Raw genomic sequence first — 24979 nt, 5'->3', positions numbered from 1 at the left:
TATAATAACATGAATAAAAATCTAATTAAGGGCTATAGCAAAATAATGCTTGCTCTTACTTTTTGGGCTAGTCTATATCACATAGCTCCTATTCCATTAGGTTATGTGGATCTTTACTTAGTTGGCTTCTTCCGCTATCTTTTTGCATCCATTATATTTTTATTGGTGCATTATCACTATACTAAAACTTTTTTCCCTAAACTAAATATAAAGCAATGGTTATATGTTATAGCTGTAGGTTTCTTTGGTGTGTTTTTGTACAACCTTACATTTTTATGGGCTGAAAAACTTATTTCTGGGAATATCGTTGCAATTATATATGCTTTCTCACCTTGTCTGATTACAGTAGCATCTTGTATAGTGTTTAAACTATATATAAATAGTCAGGCTAAAGCAGGGATTTTAGTAGCATTGCTTGGGACTGTAGGTGTTGTGATGTTTTCAGCAGGTGGAGATGTTTCTCAATGTCTTAATGGTATTGAGATAAATTTTGGAGAAGTTCTTAGTATATTAGCCGTTTGTTGTTTTGCATCATATGCTATTCTTGGTAAGTGTTGTGTTCGAGAAGGTGTTCAGATGATCACTATAAATACTTATGGAGCTATAGTAGGAATGCTAATGTTTGGTGTGATATGTGGATTTAAATCTGATTTTTCGCAAATAGATCATACTGATTTTACATTTTGGGCTAGCATACTTTATATCTCAGTTTTCGCTACTGTTATCGCTTATGTATGGTATTTAGGTGCATTAGAAGAGATAGGTGTTTATAAGACTGCAGTTTTCCAAAATATGTTGCCATTTTTAGTCATTTTAATCGGTTTTATTTTCTGTGGGGAAACAATCTCGATGCTAGCCTTGCTTTTTGGTGGTGTAGTGTTTTTAGGTGTATATCTTACAAATGTAGCAGTTAATAAAAAAGATTAAGATTTTCTTTCAACTGTTTTTATTATTACAGTTAAGCCGATAGAGCCGATTATAAGTAGATATATTAAGCTCATTCCTAATATTGTCCATATAGTAGTAAAATGGTTTATATATATACTACCTTCAAGATTAGCACGAATATCTTTAGGTATCTGATGAGTGATAGTACCATCAGGAGCAATAATCGCTGTAATGCCGTTACTTGTTGTGGACAGTACAAATTTAGAGTTTTCTATCGCTCGTACCTCTGATATTTGTAACTGCTGATAACGAGCAATAGAGTCACCGAACCAAGAATCATCACTTATAATTGAGATATAGCCGGCACCTTGTAATTGGTCACGGATCTGCTCAGGGTAAGCTGTCTCATAGCACATGAAGTTTGCTAAAGGGGTACCAAAAGCATCCATTAATGGTTGTATGTATTTTCCTTGATTAAAATTACTAAGACCTGCACTGTCTACATAGCCAAAGAATTTGATTGGGAAATATTCACCAAATGGTACTAGGTGATGTTTGTTGTATACTCCGTGACCATTACCGACAATTATAGAGCTATTATAAATGTGTGAAGTACTATCACTAACCTTTTGAAGATTTAATGAACCAACTAGCATAGCATTATTGTTTTCGATATTTATATCTGTAAGCTCATTAAAGTACGGAACTTGATATTGGCGAAAAGAAGTTACAGCATTTTCAGAAAGAATAATCAGAGAGTTTTGATGTTGCTCAGCGATTTTCTTGTAGTATGCTTTCATTTTTATGAAATTATCTCGCTCCCATTTGAAACCTTGACCAAAATCTCCTTGCACAAGAGTTACCTTCTGCTCTTTATTTGTCTTGTAATCAGGTTGTACACTAGAAATTATAGTTCCTGATAAGTATAGTAACCCAATTATGAAAATTGCAATTAGAGGTTTCTTTAGTTTTTTGTCTTGTATGATTGGTAGCATATAAAATACTATCAAACATGAGATAAAAGCCACTACATAACTTACAAGGTAAACGCCACCAATATTTGCAAACCATATTAATGGAGATTCTGTTTGTGAATACCCAATAGAAACCCATGGAAAGCCACCCCAAAGCAGGTTTGCTTTTACAATTTCAAAAAGTGTCCAAAGAGCAGGGTATACAATAAGTTTGATATAGTTCTTTGAGCTTTTTGTTAGTAAGTAACTACAAACTGCAAAAGGAATAATATGTAAAAAACTTAGGAGTATGACTAATGCTATAGCTGCTGCTGTACCTGCGGCTATTGATTCTGTAAATAAGTGTATAGAAACATAAACCCAAGAAATACTAGTGCCAAAGAAGCCTATGCCAAAAAGCAACGAGTTGAAAAAAGCTTGCTTTAGGCTTGTAGTGTTATTAAGTAAATAAAAAAATATACATAGTCCAACTATAGCAAGTATATCAATACGAAATGGTGCAAAAGCGAGTGTTAAGACAGCACCACTTAAAATTATAAAGATTGATTTAAGTAGTTTGTTTTTCATTATTTTTTAAATTTCTCAACTAGTACATTTATGATTTTGCGATTATCTGCCTCGTGAACAGTAAATTTAAAGCCATCTACAACGATGCTATCTCCTTTTGCAGGGAGATACTCAAGTGTTTGAATAATCATTCCAGCAATAGTATCAAAATCATTCTCATCGTTTATGGATGTATTAAAATACTCATTAAAATCTTCAATAGCTGTTGTAGCATCAACTAAAAACTTATCATCTGCTATTTTAGAAATATTTTCATCAATAGTATCAAACTCATCTTCTATATCACCGACAATTTCTTCTAAAATATCTTCTATAGTTATTAAACCAGAAATTGCACCGTATTCATCGACTACCATTGCTAGGTGGTTTTGACTATTTTTAAAATCTTTAAGCATTGAGTTAAGTTTTTTAGTTTCAGGGATAAATATTGCAGGGCGAAGAATATTTTGAATATTTTTAGTTTGAAGTTGTTTCTCTACAGCGCCAAGTATTTCTATGTCAAAAATTAACTTTAACAGGTCTTTTGAGTGTAAAATCCCTAGAACTTCTGTTTTATTTTCACAATAAACAGGTATACGAGTATGAGTTGAACCAATAGTTTTCTCAAGCATTTCTCTGACTGACATCGACATGTTAATAGAAACCATTTTCGTATGAGTAATCATAATATCACCCACGTCAAGAGATGATATTTTCATAGCTCCAAGAATCATGCTTTGAGACGATTTATCTATGACCTCATTGTCAGTGGCTTTTTCGATTATATCAATAAGATCATTTTCATCTTTTATATTGAAAATACTTGATATAAATTTTTTCATAAATGAACTTTTTTCTTTTTTTATTAAGTCATTATCGCTCGACATTTTGTTCTCTTTATTATTTTTTAGTAGTTATAAGGGTTGGCTATATTTAATTTCGCTAAAAGCTTTATCTCTAAGCTTTCCATCTCTTCAGCTTGTTTATCTTCTATATGGTCAAAACCTAACAGATGTAGCAATCCATGTATAAATATATGGCACCAATGATTATCAAGGGATTTATTTTGCTCTAAAGCTTCTTTTTTTAAAACGTCTGGAGCGATAACTATATCACCTAAAAAATCATCAGCTATTTCATCAGGAAGCCCTTCAGGTTTCTCAAACTCAAAAGAGATAATATTTGTTGGTTTATCTTTATTACGAAAATCATTATTTATTTGTTGAATTTCATCATTTGAGACAATATTTACATTTACGCTAGCAACCTTTATATTGTTATGGTTTGTTACTAGCTCAAAACATTTTAGAAGTTTATTTGTAGAGGGTATAGAGTACTCATTATCATTGATGATGTTTAGGTCTAAATCAGCCATTACTTAGTATTCTCATGTTTATCATAAGCATTTACAATTTTTTGAACTATTTCATGACGGACAATATCTACTGATTTTAAGTAATTAATTCCAATTCCATCAACATTTGAAAGTATTTCTAGAGCATTTTTCATGCCAGATGTTACATTTTTGGGTAAATCAACTTGAGTTACATCACCTGTTATAACGGCGGTTGTATTGAAACCAATTCTTGTTAAAAACATTTTCATCTGTTCTTTAGTAGTGTTTTGGCTTTCATCAAGTACTATAAATGAGTCATTAATTGTTCGACCACGCATATAAGCTAGAGGTGCAATTTCTATAGCTTGTTTTTCTATAAGTTTTGTAACTTTTTCAACACCCATGAAGTCAAACAAAGCATCGTACATTGGGCGTAAATATGGATCAATCTTTTGTGTAAGATCTCCAGGTAAAAAGCCTAGTTTCTCACCAGCTTCTACAGCAGGACGGACAAGTACAATTCTACGCACTTCGCCACGCTCATAAGCAGCTACAGCACAAGCAATCGCAAGATATGTCTTACCAGTACCAGCAGGGCCGACACCAAAAGTTACAAAGTTGTTTTTGATGTTACTAAGATATTCTGCCTGATTTGGCGTACGAGCTCTAAGTTTTTTACTACGAAGTTGAACCTCACTTTCTGAAGATGTTTGAGGGCGAGGAGCTTCTTTTGTTTGTTCTTTTGCTGTTGCATTTAAAATGGTTGAGATCTCTTCTAAGTCAAGGTGAGAGCTCCCGCCGATAATCTCAGCATAACAAGATTTCACAAACCTGCGGGCTTGGGTGTTATTTGCACTAGAGTTACTCTCTATTTCAAATTCATCAGCACGGTGCTTAATCTCAACATTGAAGTAATTTTCTATTGCGCGGATATTTTCATCTAAATTACCACAAAGAATGCCAAGAGAGTCGTTGTCGTAAGGTTCTAATGTAAACTTGGTTCTATTCATATGGTTAGATCAGCTCTCCTTTTAGAGAATTAGGGTGTGCTTCTATTATCTTAATATCTATGAACTTGCCAATCAATGATTCATCACCGATAAAGTTTACAATTCTGTTGTTTTCTGTTCTACCAGCTAAGACGTTATCTGACTTTTTAGATTTACTTTCTACAAGTATATTTTGTACGCTACCAACCATTTGTCTTGAAATGATTTGAGCATTGCTTTTTAGTAGTGCTTGTAGTCTAGCTAGACGTTCTTTTTTAACTTCCATAGGAGTATCGTCTGGTAAATCTGCAGCTGGAGTACCTGGACGTTTACTGTAGATGAAGCTAAATGAGTTATCAAACTGTATATCTTTGACAAGATTCATAAGTTTTTGAAAGTCTTCTTCTGTCTCACCGGGGAAACCAACGATAAAATCAGATGATATCGTAATATTTGGACGAAGAGCTTTTAGCTTTCTAATTTTTTGCTTAAACTCAAGTATAGTATGGTTTCTTTTCATATTTGTAAGAATACGATCTGAACCATGCTGTACAGGTAGGTGTAAATGGTTTGCAAGCTCTGGTACGCTACCATAAGCATCTATTAGGTTTTGAGAAAACTCAACTGGATGTGAAGTTTGGAATCTGATTCTGTCAACACCATCAATTTCAGCTATAAAATGGATTAGTAAAGCTAGGTCAGCTATTTGACCGTTTTCCATTGGACCCATGTAGTGATTTACATTTTGCCCAAGTAGAGTGATCTCACGCACACCTTGTTCTGCTAATACTGCACATTCTGCTAATACATCTTCAAAAGGTCTATTTACTTCAGGACCACGGGTATAAGGTACTACACAATATGAGCAGTATTTATCGCAACCTTCCATAATTGATACAAATGCTTTAGCGCCTTCAGCTTTTGGCTCTGGTAGGTAATCAAATTTTTCTATCTCAGGAAAAGATATATCTACTTGAGATTTTTGAGTTTCAGCTTTTTGTTTGATAAGCTCGGGTAATCTATGGATAGTTTGCGGACCAAACACTAAGTCTACAAATGGAGCTCTGCGGATAATGTTTTTACCTTCTTGAGATGCTACACAACCACCAACACCGATAATTAAATCTTCATTTTTATCTTTAAGTTTTTTCCATCTACCTAACTGGTGAAATACTTTTTCTTGAGCTTTTTCACGGATAGAGCAAGTATTTACAATTATAATATCTGCTTCTTTATAATCATCTGTCTTTGATGTGTTGTAACTTTCGTTTAGAATTTCATACATTCTTGATGAATCATACTCATTCATCTGACAACCCATTGTTTTGATAAATACTTTCTTATCTTGCTTTATTTCTTTCATTAGAAACCTTTTTATTAAAATACATACAAAAAATCACCGAAATTCTATCATAAAAACAGTTTAAAATCACTTTCAATATCTTTCGCGCTAATGCAGAATATATATAGCTAATTTAATGATTTTTTAAAAAATGCAACAAAATCAATTTACAGATTCTAAAATATGGGACTATTGCCTGGAAACTACTAGTGATTTATCAGATACACTTTTAGAGCTTGCAAATAAAACGCGTGATAGCGTACATGGTTCGCAAATGCTTTCAGAAAAGATAGTTACAAAGCTTTTACAGATGTTAGTATTTACTAATCAGGCGAAGCTATGCGTAGATGTCGGTACATATACAGGTATGTCTGCTATAGCAATGGCTGAAGCTTCACCAAATGCAAAAGTGATAACTATAGATAGACCTAGTCAAGCAGGGCAAGAGCTAGCAGATTTTTATACGAAAAAATACGCTAATATAGAGTGTATAGTAGAAGATGCGATAACAGCTTTACCAAAACTGCCTGATAATATAGATGTAGTATTTATTGATGCAGATAAAAAACAAACACAAAGTTATTTTGATATATTATTACCGAAACTTAGTGATAGTGGCATTATAGTTGTCGATGATATCTTATGGCGTGGAGAGGTTGTAGACCCTCAAGATAAACGTGCAAAAGCTCTTGATGATTTTAATAAAAATATTAAGCTACGAGATGATGTTGAGAGTTTGGTTTTACCTATTCGCCATGGTGTGAATATCATTAGAAAAAAATTATAAAAGGAATATTATGAAATTCAAAAAAATTATTTTGGCATTAGTTATAGGACAACTTAGTATAGTAAGTTTAGGCTTTGCAACAGGTTGCGATTCACAGAATATTGATGGTGTGAAGTGGTACCATGATTCAGTTGAAAGAAAGGCTATAAGCTTAGAGGTTTATAATCTTGCTAAAATAAAAATTGCTAAGCAAATTAAGAAAGAAAAACTACAGTCTGGTACATGGGGTGTGATTCTAGATGTAGATGAAACTACATTAGATAACTCTTGGTTAGAATACGATAACTATAAGAATTATCAATATGACTCTGATAAGTTTGATAAAGCTTTAAAGGAGGAAAAGTCTATAGCAGTTCCAGGCGCTAAGATGCTTACCAACTTTGTTCATAAAAAAGGTGGTTTTGTAAGTTTAGTTACAAATAGAACAGGTAATGATGAAAAGCTGATTAAAGCTACAAAAGAGAATCTATCTGAGCAAGGCATTTACTATGATCAGATACTTTTTACAAATAAAATTCAAAAAGGCTATAACAATAAAAACCCACGCTTTAAAGCAGTAATTACAGGCAAGTATTCTGATGGGATGATTTATACCAATAAACTTCCAGCCCACGATATAATTGCTTATTTTGGTGATAATATTCAAGATTTTCCTGCGATGAGTCAAGAAAAAATGAAGACTGCAGATGATAGTCAATTTGATGTGTTTGGTAGTAAGTACTTTATATTGCCAAATCCAATGTATGGCAGTTGGCAGTAGGAAATAACTATTATGGCAAAATTATATTTTAGGTATTCATCAATGGATGCGGGTAAAACTCTGGACTTACTTAAAGTTGCTTACAATTACGAAGATAGAGGGCGTACACCACTTATACTTACTTCAGCTGTAGATAAGCGAGCAGGACCAAATAAGGTCAAGTCGCGTATTGGTATAGATCAAGATGCTTATTCTCTAACTGCAGAAGATGACATTTATAGTTATGTGAAAAGCCAGCTTAAGCAAGGTGCTATAGATTGCATACTGATAGATGAAATTCATTTTTTCACTTCTAAACAAATATGGCAATTATCAGATATAGTTGATGATCTAAATATCCCTGTTATTTGCTATGGGTTGCGTTCAAACTATCTTGGACAACCATTTGAAACTGCGGCGTTATTATTGGCTATAGCAGATACACTTGAAGAGGTAAAAACTATCTGCCATTGTGGTAAAAAAGCTAGTTTTAATATGATGGTACAAAATGGTGTAGCTGTCAAAGAAGGTAACCCTATAGTAGTTGATGATGACTCACTTAAAGAGATAGATACTAAGTATGTATCTGTTTGTAGAAAACACTGGAAAGAGGGTGTTTATTGTTGAAAATGGAAAATTTAAAAACCTTAAAGTTTTCTATAAAGAAACTATTTTTATCTATATTAGTAATATTTTTTGCTGGAAGTTGTAGCCTATCAGGAATGTATGGGTATAATGATGACGAGTATTACTACCCAAATAGTGCAGGTGGTTTGTCAGATAAATATTTTCATCAGACAACTGAGCAATTTATAACAAATCCAAACACTGCCCCAGGTGAGTACTATGAAGAAACAGGGCATGCTGTAGATAGTCCATTTATGCAGGGTGGTGATATGCTTATGTATGGCGGTGGCTATATGAATACCCCTGCTGAAGACGCTATATAGTTGAGTATAAATTAGGAAATAATAATGAATAATAACAAAAACATGAGCTTTGCTGCACGTATAGTTCATATGATTGGATTTGAAGTCTTTGGTGTGATAATTTTCACACCATTTGCGATGTTTGTTTTAAATGAAAGTATATTTCATATCGGGTTTTTGGCGGTAGTAGTCTCATTGATAGCTATGGTTTGGAATCTTGTATATAACTATGCGTTTGATGTTGTAGAAGATAAATTTGATGGGCATAGATCAACAAGGGGTGTCATACTTCGAATTCTTCATGCTTTGCTGTTTGAAGCTGGGTTGCTTATAATTACAATTCCACTTATAGCATATTGGCTTAGTATGGATTTTATAACAGCGCTACTTGTAGATATTGGTTTTGTGGTTTTCTATTTGGTGTATGCTTTTGTATATAATTATATATTTGATAAAATTTATTTTAGAAATAGTAAAACGATATCTGTTACAACTAACGATAAGTCAAGTTAGATTATATTTAATACTAATAGAGGTTAGATTCTTTTAAGGTATGAAGAATTATTTATTGCAAGTTGAGTATTTTGGTAAAGATTATTGTGGCTGGCAAAGACAAAGCCATTCTCCAAGTATTCAAGAAGAGCTAGAAAAAGCTTTATCAAAAGTAGCAAATCACCACGTTGAAGTTATATGTGCTGGCCGTACTGATACTGGCGTTCATGCAACCTCTCAAGTTATGAATTTCTCATCTGCTGCTAATAGGGATATAAAGGCTTGGCATAGGGGTGTAAATGCTTTACTACCACAAGATATAAAGGTGCATATTTTAAAAGAGGTAAGTCTAGATTTTCATGCAAGATTTTCAGCTCTTAATAGAACTTATAATTATGTTATATATAATGCTCCTACTAGTTCGCCAATATTTGCAAATCATAGCTTATGGGAACGAAATTCACTAGATATTGAAAAGATGAATCAAGCTTGCAAGCATCTGATCGGCGAGCAAGATTTTAGTTCGTTTAGGTCTTCACAGTGCCAAGCAAATACTCCATTTAGAAATATTCAAAAAGCTGAGTTTGTTCGTTATGGTAACTTTATAGTGTTTGAAGTTGTTGGGAATGCTTTTTTACATCACATGATTAGAAACTTAGTTGGGTCACTTTTAAAGGTTGGTTTAGGATTGAAAAACCCATCATGGATACAGCAATTATTAGAGTATAAAGATAGAACAAAAGCAGCTGAAACTGCTAAAGCTCATGGTTTATATTTTGTAGGAGTAAAGTATGAAGAAGAAAGTTTTTCTAAGTCTATAGTAGAGGTGTTAAGCTAACAATTAAGTTTTTGTAGTCTTATCAACAATCACAGCAGTAGTCATACTTCCATGTATATTTAGAGGAGTTCTAAAACTATCAATAAGAGCATCAACACCAAGTATTAGCCCAATGATTTCCCATGGTAAGTTAAAGTAAGTAAACACAACACCAGCAGCAACATAAGCCGTACCAGGTATGCCTGAAACTCCAAGTGAAGCAAACATACAGATTAAAGATATAGATATAACCGTAACAAATGTAATGTCCATACCTGTAGCAGCCATAGCCATTATAGCTAAGATTGATGGGAATACACCTGCACATGCATTCATACCCATAGTTGTACCCATAGTAGGAGCAAATGTAGATACAGTTTCAGATAAGCCGTATCTATTAAGACCATTTATAGATAACGGTAGAGTTCCCATACTGGATCTAGAAGTTGCTGCAACTAGCATAGCTCTCCATATACTTTTGTAGAATTTGATTAAATTTGTACCAAAAACTAGAAGTAATACTATATGCATAAGCAAAACTATAAACATAGCTATATAACAAGCTAAAATAAATGAAAAGACAGTCGAGATACTTCCCTTATCTAGCTCAATACTCATCTGGATCATCAAACCAAGTACGCCATAAGGAGTAGTAGCAATCACTAATCTAGCTAGTTTTTTAATCACAAAAAAAGCTGAATCAATGAAGTTTATAAATGGGCTAGCCAACTTACTATCTTCACGGTAAGCAATAAGCATAGAAAAACCAATCAATATTGCAAATACAACAATAGCAATGACATTATTCTTATCCATTTGGTGGACTATATTGTTAGGTAAAAAGCTAAGAATATTTTCAGAAATTGTTGCAGACTTCATCTCTTTAGTAACTTCGCCAATAGAGCTGATATCTATATTTTGACCAAGTTTCATGAAAATAGCTATAGATGATCCTATTGCAGCACTTATACCTGTTAGTACTAATAATATAACGATAGTCTTTACAGCTATTTTTATAATATATGAGCTGTTATGGTTTCTTAAACTAGTTATAGAATGAATTATGGATGTTAAAACTATTGGTATTATTAGCATCTGTAATAGAGAAATATATCCGTTAGCTAAGATATTGTTTGCTTGTATAAAAGCACCATCTTTAGAACCTGTATAGTTATAAAGTATTCCTATTGATATACCTATTATTAAAGCTAAAACAGTTCTAAGGTTAAAGCTATATTTTTTGATATGAAGAAATATTAACAGGGCTAATGCGATTAGTAGGGTTATTAACATGTACTCACCTTTTAAATGTTTTGAGTTTGTAAGTATGATAATTGATATCAAAAAGATCCGAGGATTATAGCATACTTTACTAATTTGGTATAGTATTAAACTAGCATTGAGAGAGCAGAGTTTTTGTGCCATACTAGATATAGAAAATCGTTTCTAACAAAAGGAGATTTGCAATGTTTAATATCACAGATGAAAGCGGATATACCAAAATTGAAGTTGAAGGTAAGCTTACTCACAAAGATTATGTCGAGACATTAATCCCTAAGTTTGAAGAGTTAGCAGGTAAAGGTAAATTAAAAGTACTAGTTATAATGTCTAACTTTGAAGGTATTGAAGTCAAAGCAATGCTTGATGATCTAAAAACAGCGGTTAAACATCGAAAAGATTTTGAAAAAGTTGCAGTTGTTACAGAAGCAGATTGGATGAAGGTAGGGCTTAATATTTTTAAAGGTATTGTATCTGCAGATGTTAAAACTTTTCATGATGAAAAAAGTGCATCTATTTGGATGAATATTTAGAAAACAATTTTTTTGTAAAAAAAAGTGTAAAAACTGATTTCAAATAATATAATCATCTTACATCCTGTAAATTTTAGTCAAAATCATGAAAAACACATTAATGTTTCAAGAGGCTAGTAGTAGCTTTGAAAAAGTTGCTAATCAGCTTAACCTCAATCAAGAGATAATCAAAAATATAATTTCTCAATTAAAACAGAGAAATATTAAGAGAGTTATTACTATAGCTAGAGGTAGTTCAGATTGTGTTGCAAACTTTGCGAAGTACTTGTTTGAAACGCAGTTAGGTTTTAGCGTATCTTCTTTACCACCATCAATCAGTACCATTTATGGTAAAAATATTGGTGATGAAAACACTCTTGCAATAGCAATTTCTCAATCTGGTGGATCTCCTGATTTGCGTTTAGCATTAGAGGGTTGTAAAAAAGCAGGATGTACAACATTAGCTATTGTTAATAAAGAAGCCTCTCCTTTGGCAGAAGTAGCCGATCTAGTATTACCTGTAAGAGCTGATGAAGAAAAAGCTGTTGCGGCAACTAAAAGTGTAATTACATCTTTAATAGCTTTAGTAAATATAATTGCAGAATATAAGCAAGATAAAGAACTCTTAAATAGTCTTCAATTATTACCAAATGTATTAGAAAAAGCTCTAGAGTCAAACTGGCAAACTGCAGTCGAAGTGCTTAAAAAAAGCAAAAGTATGTTTATAATTGGTCGAGGGTTTGGTTTCCCTGTCGTACAGGAAATGGCTCTTAAACTTAAAGAAACTTGTGGAATACATGCAGAGGCTTTCAGTGGAGCAGAAGTACTTCATGGTCCATTTGCTCTTATGAATAAAAATTTTACCACATTTACTATTATGCAAAATGATGTAAGTGCTAAAGGTACTTGTGAGATTGTCTCAAAAATGACTGGGCTAGGAGTAAATACCATATTCGCAAGTACAGAAAATTGTGCTGATGCTAAAGTTCACTTAGCAGTTGATGTAAGAACACACCCAATCTTAGAGCCTATCGTTTTACTTCAAGAGTTTTATTTAATGGTTAATAATTTAGCTGTTGAATTAGGGTTTGACCCAGATAGCCCCGTCAATCTTAAAAAAGTTACAGAAACGGTTTAGTTTGTAAAATATAGCCGGCTACATGTGAAAATGAAATACTGAATTTATTTTAGGTATTGATTTTGTGGAGATCCTGAAATAAGTTCAGGAATTAATTCATTATCGTTTTGTACCACTTTTAATAAATAATAGACTATAACTTGAATAATTAAAGTAAAGAGGATTAATAATGCAATATAATAAGACGCGAGTTTATTTGATTATATTTTTTGCAGCTATGGGCGGTATGCTCTATGGCTATGATATTGGGATAATAAACGGGGCATTTCTGTTTATAGAAAATGATATTCCTATGTCCGCATTTCAAACATCTTTACTAGGTGGCTCAGTCCTGTTTGGTGGAGCTTTTGCGATACTTGTAGCTGGTTTAATTGCAGATGCTATTGGTCGAAAAAAGACATTAATATTGGCGGGTTTAATATTTATAGTTTCTGTAGGGTTGATTTATATTTCAGATAATTATGAAATGTTGCTTTTTTCTAGGCTAGTTCAAGGTATTTCAGTAGGCTTTATTACGGTTACAGTACCTCTTTATTTAACAGAAACAGTTCCTGACAGTGTTAGAGGTGTTGCAGTAACTTGTTTTCAGCTTTTTTTAACCGCAGGGATTTTGATATCAAATTATATTGGTCTACTTTTTGAAAGTACCGGTGATTGGAGATCAATGTTCTTAACATCATTAATACCTGCGGTCATATTTTTTGCAGGAAGTTTCCTCTTATTAAAATCGCCTAGATGGTTAATAATGGTCGGCAAAGATAAAGAAGCAGAGCAGATGCTAGAGGTCACAGTAGGTAATGAAAATGCAAAATCTCAAGCTGATAAAATAAAGCAAGTAGTAAAGAGTTCTGATGATGAGGGTAGTCTTTTAGCTAGTTTAAAAAATAGGCATTATTTGATGCCAGTATTAATTGTATTTGCAATAGCAATACTAGCTCAAATGACAGGAATAAATAGTATCTTACAGTTTTCATCAACTTTGTTAAAAGAATCCGGTTTAGGATCTAATTATGTGGCGATATTAGGTGGGGTAACTATCACCGCAATAAACTTTATGGCAACTATACTTGCTGTATTTATTGCGGATAAAATTGAAAGAAAATTTACTGTAGTTTTTGGGACACTGATGGTTGCTTTGACTTTAATTATGACAGGTTTCATGGTTTTAGTTCTACCAGTGGGCATGCTTAAAGGATGTGTGTTATTAGCAGGCTTTATTAGTTTTATTTTCTTTTTTGCTATAGGTCCAGGTGCTTATGTTTGGGTTATTATGTCAGAGCTGTTACCTAACAATATTAGAAGTAAAGCTTTAGGCATAGCGTTATTTTTAAACAGTATGGCATCAGCAATTTTAGCATCGGTATTTTTACCAATTACTGTAGCGTTTGGAGATAGTAGTGTTTTCTTTATTTGTGGTGGTTGTACTTTACTATATTGCTTTATAGTATTTAAATTTGTACCAAAGACTTCTGGTAGATCACTAGAAGATATTGAAAAAGAGTTTATGAAATAATTTTTCATGCTAACTCTATAATTGTTGCTATATAAACATCTGATTTTTTTTCTAAAATATATTATACTCAGGCAAATTTTATAATTTAGAGAATAAGAATGTTTAAACTTATATCAGTGGTAGTTGTATCCGTTATATTAATCACAAATAGTTATGCAGAAAAAGTATTATCTGTAGAGGAAATAAAAATTCCTAATAGTCTAAAACTTTTACCTGAGCCTCCTACAGCTAATAGTATTGGTTTTTTAAATGATAAAGCTATTTCTGAGTCTGCTTTAAAAGGAAGAAAAGATAGTGAAAGATATGAACAAGCAATAATTGATACTGGTTATTCAGCAAATAGCTTAGCTAAAAACTTCTCTAAGAGTTTCGGGTATAATATATCAAAAGAAAATACTCCTATTATTTATAGCTTAATAGATTTAGCTACAAAAGTTTCATCAAAAGCTACGGCAGATGCAAAAAAAGAACATAAGCGTATAAGACCATTTGTTTATTATAACAAGCAAACTTGTAACCCTGCTGAAGAAAAACATTTAGGTAAGTTTGCATCATATCCCTCAGGGCATACTACAGAAGGGTGGGCAATAGCACTTATGCTTGCGGAAATAAACCCTAACCATCAAGAACAAATACTAAAGAAAGGTTATGAATTTGGTCAAAGTAGAGTAGTGTGTGGAGCACACTGGCCAAGTGATGTGCAAGCTGGATATATTGTTGGTAGTACTGTTTTTTCAGCATTAAATGCTAATGATCAATTTAGACAATTAATTATCCAAGCTAAAAAAGAAATTTCTAGTAAATGATTTTAAGCAGGATTATCTACATCTATAAACTTTGTATCTATCCCAAATTTTTCTCTAAGTAAATCAGCTATAGCCTTTACACCTTCTTTTTCTGTGGCGTGATGTCCGGCTGCGATGTAGTTTATACCTAATTCACGAGCAGTATGAGTTGTGCGTTCTGAGATTTCCCCAGATATAAAAGTATCAGCACCAGCTTCAAAAGCCATTTCAATATAGTCTTGAGCCCCACCTGTGCAGATTGCTACTTTTTGATTTTTATCGGTAGCTTTTATAATTATCGGTTTACGCTCTAGTTCTGTTTTAATCTTATCAGTGAATCCATCTAAATCAATGTTGCAATCTCCAATAATTGATATATCTGGTTTTGAGCCTGTATCAAAAAACTCTAAGTTTGTAAGACCTAATTTTTTCGCTAATAAAATGTTATTACCAATAACAGAATGGCCATCAAGCGGTAAGTGATAACCAAAAAGGTGAATCCCATTTTTGATAAGTTTTGCGATGCGGTTGTATTTCATGCCAACTATTGGATAACTTTCGCCTTTCCAAAAGTAGCCATGATGTACAATGATAGCATCAGCATTTTCTAAGATAGCTTTATCTATTAGCTCTTGGCAAGCTGTCACACCTGTAATTACTTTTTTAATATTACGATCACCTTGGATTTGTAAACCATTTGGTGCGTAATCTTTAAATAAGTCAACTTGAAAATATTCGTTTAGGTATTTTTCTAAATCTTTAAAGTGCATATGGAGTTTATCTATTTTATAACTAGCGATATAAAATAGTATATATTTGAAGTAGGCGTTTGAACATGGTTTATTCTTGTTATAAGAGTGATATAATCTCATTTAACTTTATTAAGAAAATTTATTACAATGTCTCAGAAGTGCTTCATAATCCCAACTAAGAACCCAACAAGTGAGTTCCCTAAATTAATAAGTAAGTTGAGAAAAAAGTCAGAATTTCCTATTTTTGTTGTAGATGATGGTAGCGATGTTGGAGTTGAATTTTTTTCTGAGATTGAAAAAGCATCAAATATAATAGTTTTAAGACATGCAATAAACCTTGGTAAAGGTGCAGCACTAAAAACAGCATTTAATGAGATTCTTACAAAATACCCTGAAATTGATGGTAGTGTTACGCTTGATAGTGATGGTCAACATAGTATAGATGATGCACTAAGAGTGTTAAAATGTTTATCTGATGGGGATGATTTTGTTTTAGGGTGTCGTAATTTTACAAAAGATATTCCCTTGAAATCTTATGTTGGTAATCAAATCTCAAAAAAAGTATATCAGTTCTTATTAGGTAGGAAGATTAAAGATACACAGACGGGTCTTAGAGGACTGAGTAAAAAATTTATGCTTGATTGTCTAAGTATTAAATCAAATAGATTTGAGTTTGAAACAGAGCAGTTTGTGGTTGCTATAAGAAATAATATAAATATTCATGAGATAGATATAGAAACTATCTATATAGAAAATAATTCAGGCAGTAATTTCAACCCATTGAAAGATTCTTTAAGAATATATTTTATACTTCTTCGTTATGTTTCTATTTCGATAATAACATTTCTAATAGATATAACCGTGTTTGTCTTTTCATTTAATCTTGGAGCAAATATTTTGTTAGCAAATTTTCTGGCAAGAACTGCTTCGATACTATTTCAATATAATGCTTCTAAAAAAATAGTTTTTAAAAGCTCAGGGAATAAATATAGTTTTTTACTATTTGTTTCGTATGTTTATTTTAGTGGGGCGATATCAGTAATTCTCCAGGAGTTATTGGTTAAAGATCTTGGAGCTAATTTCTTGTTTTCTAAGATATTTGTCGAAACAATATTATTTTTTATAGGTTTTAGTGTGGTAAGACTTTTATTTCGTAGAAAAGGGGAATACTAGTAACAATGCTTATCAGTAACATATTTTTTATATTAGCTATAGTTGTGCTGCCAGGATTATTGTCATCGAAGTTGTTTCAAAATAAACCACAAAGTTTATCTTTGGTTTATTCGTTTATAATCACTCTATCTTTTGCGTGGATTTTATTTGTAATTTTATTCTCTATAAACTTACAGTTTGGATCAGAGTTATTACACTTTTTAATATACTTACTTGGAGGTTTAGCTTTAATCATTAGTTTTAGGCTAAAGCCAACTATAGGTCAAGTATCAAAAACCTTATTGATTTTATTATTATTTTTTGTTGTATTTATATCTAACACTAAAGCTTTTGTAGACTGGGATGCTTTGGTTTCATGGAATAGATGGGCAATAGAGCTTTATTCTAATAAATATTATCCAATGAACACGGGGTATCCAATATTGTTTCCTGCAATATGGTCGTTGATATATAAGATGCAAGGGAATTTTGTCATAAATATATTTGCAAAAGCCTTTTTATTTTATCCTTCAATTATAATTTTATTATTTGCAATCAATATTTATAAAGAGATAAGTAAGTCGTTCTCAATAGTTTTTATTATTTTGATAATAAGCTATATGGTTTCTCCAAAATCATTTAGTGGCTATATGGATTATCCTGTTGCATACGTCGGGTTAGTATCCATTATGTGTATATATTGTGCAGAAAATTATAAGAAAATAAATAGCCAATATTTTTTTGCTTACCTTTATGCTGCGATAGTTATCTCTGGTATATCTATGATTGTCAAACAACCAGGCATATTCTTTTACCTATTTACTATAGGTTACACTATTTTTAATATTAAAAGATTTTCAAAGAAACAGCTTATTATAGCAATATTATTAACTCTAGTATCTTTACTCTATGAGTTATCATTTTTGGTTATTTTTTATAATCATGCGAATGATTTTACAGGGAATCTAGACTACCTGGTTGAGTTAACAAACATAAATTTAGAAAATATACCTCAAAGGCTATTGAAATTCGCTTCAGGAAATAGTGGGATAATTGCGATCACAAACACGATAGTTATAGTTTTATTGCCAATATCTTTTATTTTCTCAGTTAAAAAGTCATTTAAAAATGCATATAAATTAGAAGCAGTATTTCTGTACTGTTATATTTTAGGTTTAATAATTTGGTTATATGCTTTTTCATATGATATCCGCAATAGTATCTGGGTTCAGATGTTTGGAATATTATCATTGAGTATGTATGCGCAAAGCTTTAGATCTAATCAGAAAATATTGCTTTCTGATAGTAAGCTAAATATAAGCTCACTAAAAAATCGATATATTAAGGTCTTTATTGCTATAGTTTTATGTGGGGCAATTTACCCTTTAGTTAATTCAGATGATTTTATTTATTCACTCCAAGAAAAAAGTCAGTCAGTAGTTGGTGGAGGTGCAGTTACAGGTAAGCCATTAGCGAATATCTTATCAAAAAGTGATAGTTGTGTTGTTATTTATACAAATGATCAGCCAGTAAGGTATAATTTTTTTCTTGCAGACTATATGGATAGGATTAGTCAAGGTGGTTGGTTACAGGATCAAATACCACAAATAGTTGAAGGTGCTCGCAATAATGGTTGTAAATATGGAGCATATATTTTGTTGAATTTACCAATAATGTCTCAAGAAAAAACAGATGTTATTGTAAATAAACTTATAAAGAAACATGAGTTAGAGTCTAGAAATGATATATTGCAAGGGTTATATTATATACCCATAAAATAATTACTCTTCTCCAGCAGCTACTTTAGCCTTATCAATTTCAGAATTTAAGCTTGCTGCTTTAGATAAATTTTGAGTTGCTTTCGCTTCAAGAACATCAGCTTTATCTTCATCGTATTTGGCTTCTGAACTACTTTCTTTAGACTCTTTATCTAAGTTGCTAGCGTTAGTCTTTGCAGTCTCAGACTCCAGTTGCTCAGACTTGGCATCTTGTGAATAGTTGGTTTGCTCTTGTTCTAGGTTTTGTAACGCAATTTCCTGTTTACTTTTACCACATGATGCTAACAAAATCATACAAGTCGCTGCTAATAATATAAGTTGGTAAGTTTTTTTCATGGTTATATATCCTTTTTAAATTATACAAGTTGACCTATCGTCATTATTGAGTCTATAAAGTTTTGGCAGGTTGTTCAATAGGTTTTTAAGCTTTTTAATCTAATTATAAATGTATGAGCATCTCATAATTTGTTTTAAAAATGATATAATTACGCTATATAATTTATGTCAAAATTTTGAATAAGAACAATTGGTTAGGTTTTAATATGTACAAAACAAATACTGTAAAAGTTGGTAATGTCTTAATTGGTGGTGAAAATCCTGTTGTAGTTCAGTCAATGACTGATACATATACGGCCGATATTGAAAAGACTGTAAAGCAAATCTTAGCGCTACATAAATCAGGTAGTGAAATAGTAAGATTAACTGTAAATGATGAAGCCGCAGCTGCAGCAGTACCAACTATAGTTACAGAACTTGCTAAACATGATTGTCATGTGCCATTAGTAGGAGATTTCCACTACAATGGTCATACGCTTTTGACTAAATATCCAGAGTGTGCAAAAGCTCTTGCTAAGTATCGTATAAATCCAGGTAATGTTGGTTTTGGTAAGAAGAAAGATACTCAATTTGCAGAGATAATTAATATAGCTATAGCTAATGATAAACCTGTAAGAATAGGCGTAAATTGGGGAAGTTTAGATCAAGGATTATTAGCTAAATTGATTGATGAAAATCAGGCTTTAGAAAATCCACTACCATTACAACAAATTATGCACAAAGCTTTGATAACATCAGCGATAGAAAGTGCCAAATATGCAGAAGAACTTGGATTAGCAAAAAATAAAATCATAATCTCATGTAAGGTCAGTGAAGTTCAGGATTTAGTTACGGTATATCAAAAGCTTGCGAAAGAATGTGATTATGCTCTACATCTTGGGCTTACAGAAGCAGGTATGGGTACTAAGGGTATAGTTGCTAGTGCGGTAAGTCTTGGCATACTTTTACAACAAGGTATTGGTAATACCATACGAGTATCTCTAACACCTGCTCCAAATGCACCGCGTACGGAAGAGGTGCGAGTTTGCCGTGAGATACTACAAGGTTTAGGGCTTAGAGCATTTACTCCTAGTGTGACATCTTGTCCAGGTTGTGGTCGTACTACAAGCTCATACTTTAGAGAGCTTACACAACAAGTTAAAGAACATCTTGATGAAAAAATGCACTCTTGGAAAAAAGAGTACAAAGGTGTAGAAAAGATGAAGGTTGCAGTGATGGGCTGTATTGTAAATGGTCCTGGAGAATCAAAAAATGCGGATATAGGTATTAGTTTGCCTGGTAGTGGAGAGTCTCCTGTAGCTCCTGTATTTATTGATGGTAAAAAGGCTCATACCCTGAGGGGTGAAAATATCTCAGGTGAGTTCATCGAAATAGTTGAGAGTTATGTCAAAAACAAATATACACAATAGATAGCAGTTTAAGATAAGATGTCAGTAGTTTTTATAAATACACCGTTTAAAGGCTTGAAACTAGGGTATACCAATATTGCTCAGGGGTTTAGTAATGGTGAATTTGCGAAGCTAAATCTTTCTGATAAGGCTGGAGATAATCCTTTAGCTGTTGAAAAAAACCGTAACCTTTTTAGTTCTTATGTAGGTAATGAAGTAAAGTGGTTGAATCAAAATCACACAAATATAGCTAGAGCTTTTGATGAATACGATGGTAGTTTTTGTGATGCTATAATGACAGACAAGCCTAACCAAGTTTGTGCAGTGCTTACAGCAGACTGTTTGCCAATATTAATATTTGATAAAAAATTAACAAAAGTTGCTGCAGTACATGCTGGTTGGAAAGGACTAGCTCAAGGTATAGTTGAAGCGACTCTTAAAGATTTTATTGGTTTAGATATGGTCGCTTGGTTTGGTCCTTGTATAAGCCAAACCTACTATGAAGTTGGTGAAGATGTATTTGAGCAATTCACAGCTCAAAATGGATCATTTGCCCAGGCATTTATACCTAAAGGTAATAATAAATATTTATTTGATATGAAGTTTATTGCGAAACATATTTTAAATGATAACCACTGTGTTGATATTGTAGATTCAAAACTATGTACATATTCTAATAAAAAATTTTACTCGTATCGTAAAGATGGTAAAACAGGCAGACAAGCTAGCTTTATTTGGTTTGAATAGAATGAAAGGTTATATAACTGAGGTTATGTAAAAAGGGCAGTCAATATGCTCAAAGAATTGACAGTTAAGATTCTTGATGAAAATGTTGGGTTGTTCATATATCTGAATTAGTTTATTTGAGTTTATATCTGCCGTTATAAGGTGGTTTTCTATATTTGAGTAGTAATAGCATTTCACATCACAAATATTATTTTTACAGTTAGTCAGATTTGCTCCAGCAAATGTGATTGGAAACTCCGGATATTGTGATGGTGATTTGACTTTACCATTCCAATCATGTTTGAAGCCATTATAGTTTGTTGTTGCTTTTAGAGAACCATTGATTTGCTTGAAATCATGGGGTGATGGGCAAAAATATCTTATGCTCTCAGCATATATGTTTGATGAAAATACTAGCAGCAAACAACAGGCTATTAATTGATTATACATTTAACAACGACATCTATTTTAATTTCTATGTTTAAAAATAGCTTATTTGACAGTATTATTAAAGGATAATATTAGAGTTGTTATTAAGTTGGGCTTACAAATGCCTGTTCTAACTAATTTTATGTCTAAAAAATTTTGGAGAAAATATGTCTATTAAATTAAATACTTTAAGAAAGCTAATGACTGATAAAGCTTATGATTTCTATCTAGTGCCATCAATTGATGATCATAATAACGAATATGTACCAAAATGTTGGGCATATAGAGAGTGGGTAAGCGAATTTGATGGATCTGCTGGTGATGTGCTAGTAACTTTAGATCATGCGTATTTATCCACAGATGGTAGATATTTTACTCAAGCATTAGATCAGCTGGATAATAAAGAGTTTAGCTTACTAAAGCAAAAGGCATATGCTTCGGAAATAGAAGCCTGGTTAGGTGAAAACTTTACAGGTAAAACTTTGGCGGTTGATCCTAAGAAAATAAATATTACTAGAGCTGAGAATCTTTTAAAGTTAGCTGAAAAGCATAATGCTAAAGTTGTGTTTGATAATGAAAACTTAGTTGTTTTAGCGCAACAAGAGCTCAAAGACACTAAAGATATTCCAGCATCAGAAGTTTTCCTACATGAAATACAATATACAGGACAGTCTACAAAATCAAAACTAAGCAACATTCGTAAGGAATTAAAAGAAAACAATCAAACGGCATTAGTAGTTTCAAGCTTAGATGATATTGCATGGAGTTTAAATATTCGTGGTAGAGATACTCAAAACACTCCAGTAAGTATTAGTTATTTAGTCGTAACATTAGATCAGACTTACTTTTATGTGGATGAGCAAAAGCTTACCAGTGAAGTTAAAGATTATCTAAGTGAAAATGCTATAACAGTAAAGGATTATAGTCAGTTTTTTATCGATTTGGCAGAGTATGAAGCTAAATATTTGTTGGATAATCGGAGTGCTAATTTTGCGATGAAGCAAGCTATTTCACAAAATAATAATAGCACTATAACAGTAGATAAATCGCCGATTACACTAAGTAAAGCACTTAAAAACTCTATGGAACTAAATGGTTCTCAAGAAGCTCATAGAAAAGATGCTGCTGCATTTATCAAATGGTGGTGGTGGATGGAAAATAATTTTGAAGGCAAAACTGAGCTTGATGCAATGGCAAAACTTAGAGAATGTCGAGCTGAGCAGAAAGGTTATGTTGAAGACAGTTTTTCATATATTGTAGGTCACGGTGCAAATGGGGCTGTGATTCACTATAATGCTAAAGATGATGAAAATCTAAAAACTATTGACGATAAAGCGCCTTTGCTATGTGATTCAGGAGGTCAGTATAATGAAGGTACTACAGATATTACTCGAGTTTTACATTTTGGTCGTCCAGAGTCGGAGCACCGTAGGTATTATACTTTAGTTTTAAAAGGACACTTAGGGTTAGGTAGAGCTGTTTTTCCACAAGGAACAGTTGGTTCGCAATTAGATATATTGGCACGTGAACACCTATGGCATTTCTGTAGTGACTATGGTCATGGCACAGGTCATGGAGTGGGTAGTTTCTTGGGAGTGCATGAGGGACCACAATCAATTGGGCCAAAAGCTCAGGTACCATTGATGCCAGGAATGATTTTAAGTAATGAGCCTGGAGCATATTTTCCTGGTGAATTTGGTATTAGAATAGAAAACCTATGTTATGTGAAAGAACGCAAACAAGACTCACCAACAGGACATGGACCTTTCTACTGTTTTGAGGACTTAACTCTTATTCCTTATGAGTTTAAACTTATAGAAACTTGGATGCTCACTTATACAGAAAAGAAAACTATAAATAATTATTATAGTCGTATTCGTAAAGAAGTACTGCCATTAGTACAAGAACAAGAAGTAAAAGATTTCTTGTTGTTTAAAACTAGACATATTAAATAAATATTATGAAATTTAAAATGAGGCTTTTACTAGGTCATTTCTTCAACTTTTAAAAATATAAAATTACTTTATAAGTCTGTATTATTAAAACAGCTCTAGATGCTATATACTTATACAATAGTCTTTAGTTATATTTTGAATTATGAAGTCAACAAAACATACTCTCTTAATTGGTTGGGCAATATGGATTATTGCTGCTGTATTCTATGGTTTGGATTATTTTCAGCATACAGCACCAAGTGTTTTAATAAAACCTATATCTGATGGAATGGGAGTCGGTGTTGAAGATATTGCTTATATCATGAGTATTTATTTTCCCATTTATGCTATATCTCAAGTTCCAGCAGGTATTTTATTAGATAAGTTTGGCTCAAAAGTCATGCTGAGCTTTTCGTGTCTTGTAATGAGTTTAGGGATATTGTTTTTTGTATATGATCCATCATTAAATACAATGCTTATTGGTAGGGTGTTAATAGCTATTGGTTCCGCTGTAGCCTTTATTGGTACGCTTAAAGTCGCTGCGGATGTCTTGCCCGAAAAAGTATTTCCAATAGCTGTGGGACTTACAAATACCATAGGTGTTCTTGGTGGTATATTTGGACAAGTTTATCTTCATCAGCTTGTTAATATATATGGTTGGCAGTCAGCATTAGCAGTTATTGGATACTTTGGAGTGTTTTGGAGTATTATCATTCTTGCATTTCTTAAGTACTCAGTTCCACAAGACTCTAAACTTTCAAAAACATATTTGAGTTTTGGAGAAAGCTTGAAATTGTTATTAAACAAGAGATTATGGCTTTTGGCTATTTATGCAGGCTTAATGGTTGGGATTGTTGTTAATGCTTTTTCTGAACTTTACGATGTATTATTTCTTGAGCAAGTTTATGGTATTAGTGCTCATATTGCTGCAAAAATAAGTGTAATGATGTTTGTGGGAATAGCAGTCGGTGGACCTAGTCATGGATTTATAGCAAGCTTATTTGGAGAAAAAAGAGTTTGGATGCTTATATGTAATATAATAACGCTTGGTTTATTTTCAGCTGTGATTTTAGCAAATAACTTCATCTCTCAAGATTTTCTGTATGTGATATTCTTTTTAATAGGTTTTAGTGTTTCTAGTATGCTCTTAGCTTTTTCAGTAGTTGAAGAAATCTTCCCAACCCAAGTCAAAGCTACAGCATTGGCAATTGTAAATATGGTTATTGGTTTATGTGGAGCTATTTTCCAGTACTTTATAAGTTATATAAGTGTCTATATTAATGGAGGACCATTAACAGGAGAAATAAGTGAGAAAGTGTTTGATAAAGCATTTATATTTTTATTACTTCCTCTTCTAGTTAGTACTATAATTATGAGTAAGCTGATTCTAGATAAATATAAAAAAGGTGTATAAAAGGT

Annotated in this window: 26 protein-coding genes; 17 read left to right on the top strand and 9 right to left on the bottom strand. The window is 32.5% G+C overall.

All coding sequences use genetic code 11. The features are described 5' to 3' along the window. The first annotated feature begins 9 nt into the window (after positions 1 to 9). Entirely contained in the window at positions 10 to 927 is a 918-nt protein-coding gene (locus FLM55_RS02835; protein ID WP_178947919.1) for a DMT family transporter, read from the top strand. On the opposite strand, the gene lnt is transcribed toward FLM55_RS02835, so the two are convergent. From lnt to miaB, 5 genes are read right to left on the bottom strand one after another with little or no spacing between them, the layout of a single operon-like run. Beyond that, positions 924 to 2429 carry an apolipoprotein N-acyltransferase gene (gene lnt, locus FLM55_RS02830; protein ID WP_178947918.1) on the bottom strand — a complete coding sequence of 502 codons (1506 nt, stop codon included), beginning with the start codon at positions 2427 to 2429 and terminating at the stop codon, positions 924 to 926. The genes FLM55_RS02835 and lnt overlap by 4 nt on opposite strands. Further along, positions 2429 to 3295, bottom strand: a complete 867-nt coding sequence (locus FLM55_RS02825) for an HlyC/CorC family transporter (RefSeq protein ID WP_178947917.1) — start codon at positions 3293 to 3295, stop codon at positions 2429 to 2431. The genes lnt and FLM55_RS02825 overlap by 1 nt, the downstream gene beginning before the upstream one ends. 20 nt (positions 3296 to 3315) lie before the next feature. After that, positions 3316 to 3783: an rRNA maturation RNase YbeY gene (ybeY, locus tag FLM55_RS02820; RefSeq protein ID WP_178947916.1), complete on the bottom strand. Its 468-nt coding sequence runs from the start codon at positions 3781 to 3783 to the stop codon at positions 3316 to 3318. Beyond that, complete coding sequence (locus FLM55_RS02815) at positions 3783 to 4754, bottom strand: PhoH family protein (protein ID WP_178947915.1); 972 nt, start codon at positions 4752 to 4754, stop codon at positions 3783 to 3785. Before FLM55_RS02815 ends, ybeY begins: the two co-directional genes overlap by 1 nt. A gap of 4 nt (positions 4755 to 4758) precedes the next feature. Beyond that, positions 4759 to 6087: a tRNA (N6-isopentenyl adenosine(37)-C2)-methylthiotransferase MiaB gene (gene miaB, locus FLM55_RS02810; RefSeq protein WP_178949048.1), complete on the bottom strand. Its 1329-nt coding sequence runs from the start codon at positions 6085 to 6087 to the stop codon at positions 4759 to 4761. A 139-nt stretch (positions 6088 to 6226) separates the two neighbouring features. Here miaB and FLM55_RS02805 point away from each other — a divergent pair, with 139 nt between their 5' ends. The 6 genes from FLM55_RS02805 to truA are packed head-to-tail and all read left to right on the top strand — an operon-like array spanning position 6227 to position 9860. Then, positions 6227 to 6862 (top strand): O-methyltransferase, encoded by a 636-nt coding sequence (locus FLM55_RS02805; protein WP_178947914.1) that lies wholly within the window; start codon positions 6227 to 6229, stop codon positions 6860 to 6862. Between the two features lie 10 nt (positions 6863 to 6872). Continuing rightward, the gene (locus tag FLM55_RS02800) at positions 6873 to 7622 is read left to right on the top strand and encodes an HAD family acid phosphatase (protein WP_178947913.1); all 750 of its coding nucleotides are present in this window, start codon (positions 6873 to 6875) and stop codon (positions 7620 to 7622) included. A 12-nt stretch (positions 7623 to 7634) separates the two neighbouring features. Further along, positions 7635 to 8228, top strand: coding sequence for a thymidine kinase (locus FLM55_RS02795; protein WP_178947912.1), 594 nt, complete (start codon positions 7635 to 7637; stop codon positions 8226 to 8228). Positions 8229 to 8230: 2 nt separating this feature from the next. Next, on the top strand, positions 8231 to 8551 hold the full coding sequence (locus tag FLM55_RS02790; protein ID WP_178947911.1) for a hypothetical protein: 321 nt from the start codon (positions 8231 to 8233) through the stop codon (positions 8549 to 8551). Positions 8552 to 8593: 42 nt separating this feature from the next. Then, positions 8594 to 9043 carry a PACE efflux transporter gene (locus tag FLM55_RS02785; RefSeq protein WP_178949047.1) on the top strand — a complete coding sequence of 150 codons (450 nt, stop codon included), beginning with the start codon at positions 8594 to 8596 and terminating at the stop codon, positions 9041 to 9043. Between the two features lie 40 nt (positions 9044 to 9083). Next, positions 9084 to 9860, top strand: a complete 777-nt coding sequence (gene truA / locus FLM55_RS02780; RefSeq protein ID WP_178947910.1) for a tRNA pseudouridine(38-40) synthase TruA — start codon at positions 9084 to 9086, stop codon at positions 9858 to 9860. 3 nt (positions 9861 to 9863) lie between these two features. Here truA and FLM55_RS02775 read toward each other — a convergent pair whose 3' ends face one another. After that, positions 9864 to 11132, bottom strand: coding sequence for a dicarboxylate/amino acid:cation symporter (locus FLM55_RS02775; RefSeq protein ID WP_178947909.1), 1269 nt, complete (start codon positions 11130 to 11132; stop codon positions 9864 to 9866). A 173-nt stretch (positions 11133 to 11305) separates the two neighbouring features. Here FLM55_RS02775 and FLM55_RS02770 point away from each other — a divergent pair, with 173 nt between their 5' ends. The 4 genes from FLM55_RS02770 (at position 11306) to FLM55_RS02755 (ending at position 15086) form a co-directional block, all read left to right on the top strand. Further along, a complete protein-coding gene (locus FLM55_RS02770; RefSeq protein ID WP_178947908.1) occupies positions 11306 to 11650 on the top strand; it encodes an STAS/SEC14 domain-containing protein in 345 nt (114 codons plus the stop codon). 85 nt (positions 11651 to 11735) lie between these two features. Then, entirely contained in the window at positions 11736 to 12767 is a 1032-nt protein-coding gene (locus FLM55_RS02765) for an SIS domain-containing protein (RefSeq protein ID WP_178947907.1), read from the top strand. A gap of 169 nt (positions 12768 to 12936) precedes the next feature. Continuing rightward, complete coding sequence (locus FLM55_RS02760; RefSeq protein WP_373193964.1) at positions 12937 to 14280, top strand: sugar porter family MFS transporter; 1344 nt, start codon at positions 12937 to 12939, stop codon at positions 14278 to 14280. A 98-nt stretch (positions 14281 to 14378) separates the two neighbouring features. Next, positions 14379 to 15086, top strand: coding sequence for a phosphatase PAP2 family protein (locus FLM55_RS02755; RefSeq protein ID WP_178947906.1), 708 nt, complete (start codon positions 14379 to 14381; stop codon positions 15084 to 15086). A gap of 2 nt (positions 15087 to 15088) precedes the next feature. On the opposite strand, the gene FLM55_RS02750 is transcribed toward FLM55_RS02755, so the two are convergent. Further along, positions 15089 to 15835, bottom strand: coding sequence for a Nif3-like dinuclear metal center hexameric protein (locus tag FLM55_RS02750; protein ID WP_178947905.1), 747 nt, complete (start codon positions 15833 to 15835; stop codon positions 15089 to 15091). 129 nt (positions 15836 to 15964) lie between these two features. Here FLM55_RS02750 and FLM55_RS02745 point away from each other — a divergent pair, with 129 nt between their 5' ends. Together FLM55_RS02745 and FLM55_RS02740 are read left to right on the top strand one after the other, a co-directional pair. After that, the gene (locus FLM55_RS02745) at positions 15965 to 16990 is read left to right on the top strand and encodes a bifunctional glycosyltransferase family 2/GtrA family protein (RefSeq protein ID WP_178947904.1); all 1026 of its coding nucleotides are present in this window, start codon (positions 15965 to 15967) and stop codon (positions 16988 to 16990) included. A 5-nt stretch (positions 16991 to 16995) separates the two neighbouring features. After that, complete coding sequence (locus FLM55_RS02740; RefSeq protein WP_178947903.1) at positions 16996 to 18750, top strand: hypothetical protein; 1755 nt, start codon at positions 16996 to 16998, stop codon at positions 18748 to 18750. On the opposite strand, the gene FLM55_RS02735 is transcribed toward FLM55_RS02740, so the two are convergent. Beyond that, complete coding sequence (locus tag FLM55_RS02735) at positions 18751 to 19083, bottom strand: hypothetical protein (RefSeq protein ID WP_234393372.1); 333 nt, start codon at positions 19081 to 19083, stop codon at positions 18751 to 18753. Between the two features lie 206 nt (positions 19084 to 19289). On the opposite strand from FLM55_RS02735, the gene ispG reads away from it, so the two are divergent. Together ispG and pgeF are read left to right on the top strand one after the other, a co-directional pair. Then, the gene (ispG, locus tag FLM55_RS02730) at positions 19290 to 20492 is read left to right on the top strand and encodes a flavodoxin-dependent (E)-4-hydroxy-3-methylbut-2-enyl-diphosphate synthase (RefSeq protein WP_178947902.1); all 1203 of its coding nucleotides are present in this window, start codon (positions 19290 to 19292) and stop codon (positions 20490 to 20492) included. A gap of 18 nt (positions 20493 to 20510) precedes the next feature. After that, the gene (pgeF, locus tag FLM55_RS02725; RefSeq protein ID WP_178947901.1) at positions 20511 to 21218 is read left to right on the top strand and encodes a peptidoglycan editing factor PgeF; all 708 of its coding nucleotides are present in this window, start codon (positions 20511 to 20513) and stop codon (positions 21216 to 21218) included. 9 nt (positions 21219 to 21227) lie between these two features. Here pgeF and FLM55_RS02720 read toward each other — a convergent pair whose 3' ends face one another. Then, positions 21228 to 21647 carry a hypothetical protein gene (locus FLM55_RS02720; protein ID WP_178947900.1) on the bottom strand — a complete coding sequence of 140 codons (420 nt, stop codon included), beginning with the start codon at positions 21645 to 21647 and terminating at the stop codon, positions 21228 to 21230. A 146-nt stretch (positions 21648 to 21793) separates the two neighbouring features. On the opposite strand from FLM55_RS02720, the gene FLM55_RS02715 reads away from it, so the two are divergent. Continuing rightward, the gene (locus FLM55_RS02715; protein WP_178947899.1) at positions 21794 to 23581 is read left to right on the top strand and encodes an aminopeptidase P family protein; all 1788 of its coding nucleotides are present in this window, start codon (positions 21794 to 21796) and stop codon (positions 23579 to 23581) included. A gap of 142 nt (positions 23582 to 23723) precedes the next feature. After that, positions 23724 to 24974 (top strand): MFS transporter, encoded by a 1251-nt coding sequence (locus FLM55_RS02710; protein ID WP_112869679.1) that lies wholly within the window; start codon positions 23724 to 23726, stop codon positions 24972 to 24974. The last annotated feature ends 5 nt before the right edge of the window (positions 24975 to 24979 follow it).

The sequence above is a fragment of the Francisella sp. Scap27 genome (assembly GCF_013394105.1).
Taxonomy (GTDB): domain Bacteria; phylum Pseudomonadota; class Gammaproteobacteria; order Francisellales; family Francisellaceae; genus Francisella; species Francisella adeliensis.
Note: the sequence above shows the minus strand (reverse complement) of the source record. Positions and strands in the feature narration are given on the sequence as shown.

Coding starts and splice junctions, on each gene's coding strand:
- FLM55_RS02835 (WP_178947919.1), top strand. CDS start 10: ATGAATAAAAATCTAATTAAGGGCTATAGCAAAATAATGCTTGCTCTT.
- lnt (WP_178947918.1), bottom strand. CDS start 2,429: ATGAAAAACAAACTACTTAAATCAATCTTTATAATTTTAAGTGGTGCT.
- FLM55_RS02825 (WP_178947917.1), bottom strand. CDS start 3,295: ATGTCGAGCGATAATGACTTAATAAAAAAAGAAAAAAGTTCATTTATG.
- ybeY (WP_178947916.1), bottom strand. CDS start 3,783: ATGGCTGATTTAGACCTAAACATCATCAATGATAATGAGTACTCTATA.
- FLM55_RS02815 (WP_178947915.1), bottom strand. CDS start 4,754: ATGAATAGAACCAAGTTTACATTAGAACCTTACGACAACGACTCTCTT.
- FLM55_RS02805 (WP_178947914.1), top strand. CDS start 6,227: ATGCAACAAAATCAATTTACAGATTCTAAAATATGGGACTATTGCCTG.
- FLM55_RS02800 (WP_178947913.1), top strand. CDS start 6,873: ATGAAATTCAAAAAAATTATTTTGGCATTAGTTATAGGACAACTTAGT.
- FLM55_RS02795 (WP_178947912.1), top strand. CDS start 7,635: ATGGCAAAATTATATTTTAGGTATTCATCAATGGATGCGGGTAAAACT.
- FLM55_RS02790 (WP_178947911.1), top strand. CDS start 8,231: ATGGAAAATTTAAAAACCTTAAAGTTTTCTATAAAGAAACTATTTTTA.
- FLM55_RS02785 (WP_178949047.1), top strand. CDS start 8,594: ATGAGCTTTGCTGCACGTATAGTTCATATGATTGGATTTGAAGTCTTT.
- truA (WP_178947910.1), top strand. CDS start 9,084: ATGAAGAATTATTTATTGCAAGTTGAGTATTTTGGTAAAGATTATTGT.
- FLM55_RS02775 (WP_178947909.1), bottom strand. CDS start 11,132: ATGTTAATAACCCTACTAATCGCATTAGCCCTGTTAATATTTCTTCAT.
- FLM55_RS02770 (WP_178947908.1), top strand. CDS start 11,306: ATGTTTAATATCACAGATGAAAGCGGATATACCAAAATTGAAGTTGAA.
- FLM55_RS02765 (WP_178947907.1), top strand. CDS start 11,736: ATGAAAAACACATTAATGTTTCAAGAGGCTAGTAGTAGCTTTGAAAAA.
- FLM55_RS02760 (WP_373193964.1), top strand. CDS start 12,937: ATGCAATATAATAAGACGCGAGTTTATTTGATTATATTTTTTGCAGCT.
- FLM55_RS02755 (WP_178947906.1), top strand. CDS start 14,379: ATGTTTAAACTTATATCAGTGGTAGTTGTATCCGTTATATTAATCACA.
- FLM55_RS02750 (WP_178947905.1), bottom strand. CDS start 15,835: ATGCACTTTAAAGATTTAGAAAAATACCTAAACGAATATTTTCAAGTT.
- FLM55_RS02745 (WP_178947904.1), top strand. CDS start 15,965: ATGTCTCAGAAGTGCTTCATAATCCCAACTAAGAACCCAACAAGTGAG.
- FLM55_RS02740 (WP_178947903.1), top strand. CDS start 16,996: ATGCTTATCAGTAACATATTTTTTATATTAGCTATAGTTGTGCTGCCA.
- FLM55_RS02735 (WP_234393372.1), bottom strand. CDS start 19,083: ATGAAAAAAACTTACCAACTTATATTATTAGCAGCGACTTGTATGATT.
- ispG (WP_178947902.1), top strand. CDS start 19,290: ATGTACAAAACAAATACTGTAAAAGTTGGTAATGTCTTAATTGGTGGT.
- pgeF (WP_178947901.1), top strand. CDS start 20,511: ATGTCAGTAGTTTTTATAAATACACCGTTTAAAGGCTTGAAACTAGGG.
- FLM55_RS02720 (WP_178947900.1), bottom strand. CDS start 21,647: ATGTATAATCAATTAATAGCCTGTTGTTTGCTGCTAGTATTTTCATCA.
- FLM55_RS02715 (WP_178947899.1), top strand. CDS start 21,794: ATGTCTATTAAATTAAATACTTTAAGAAAGCTAATGACTGATAAAGCT.
- FLM55_RS02710 (WP_112869679.1), top strand. CDS start 23,724: ATGAAGTCAACAAAACATACTCTCTTAATTGGTTGGGCAATATGGATT.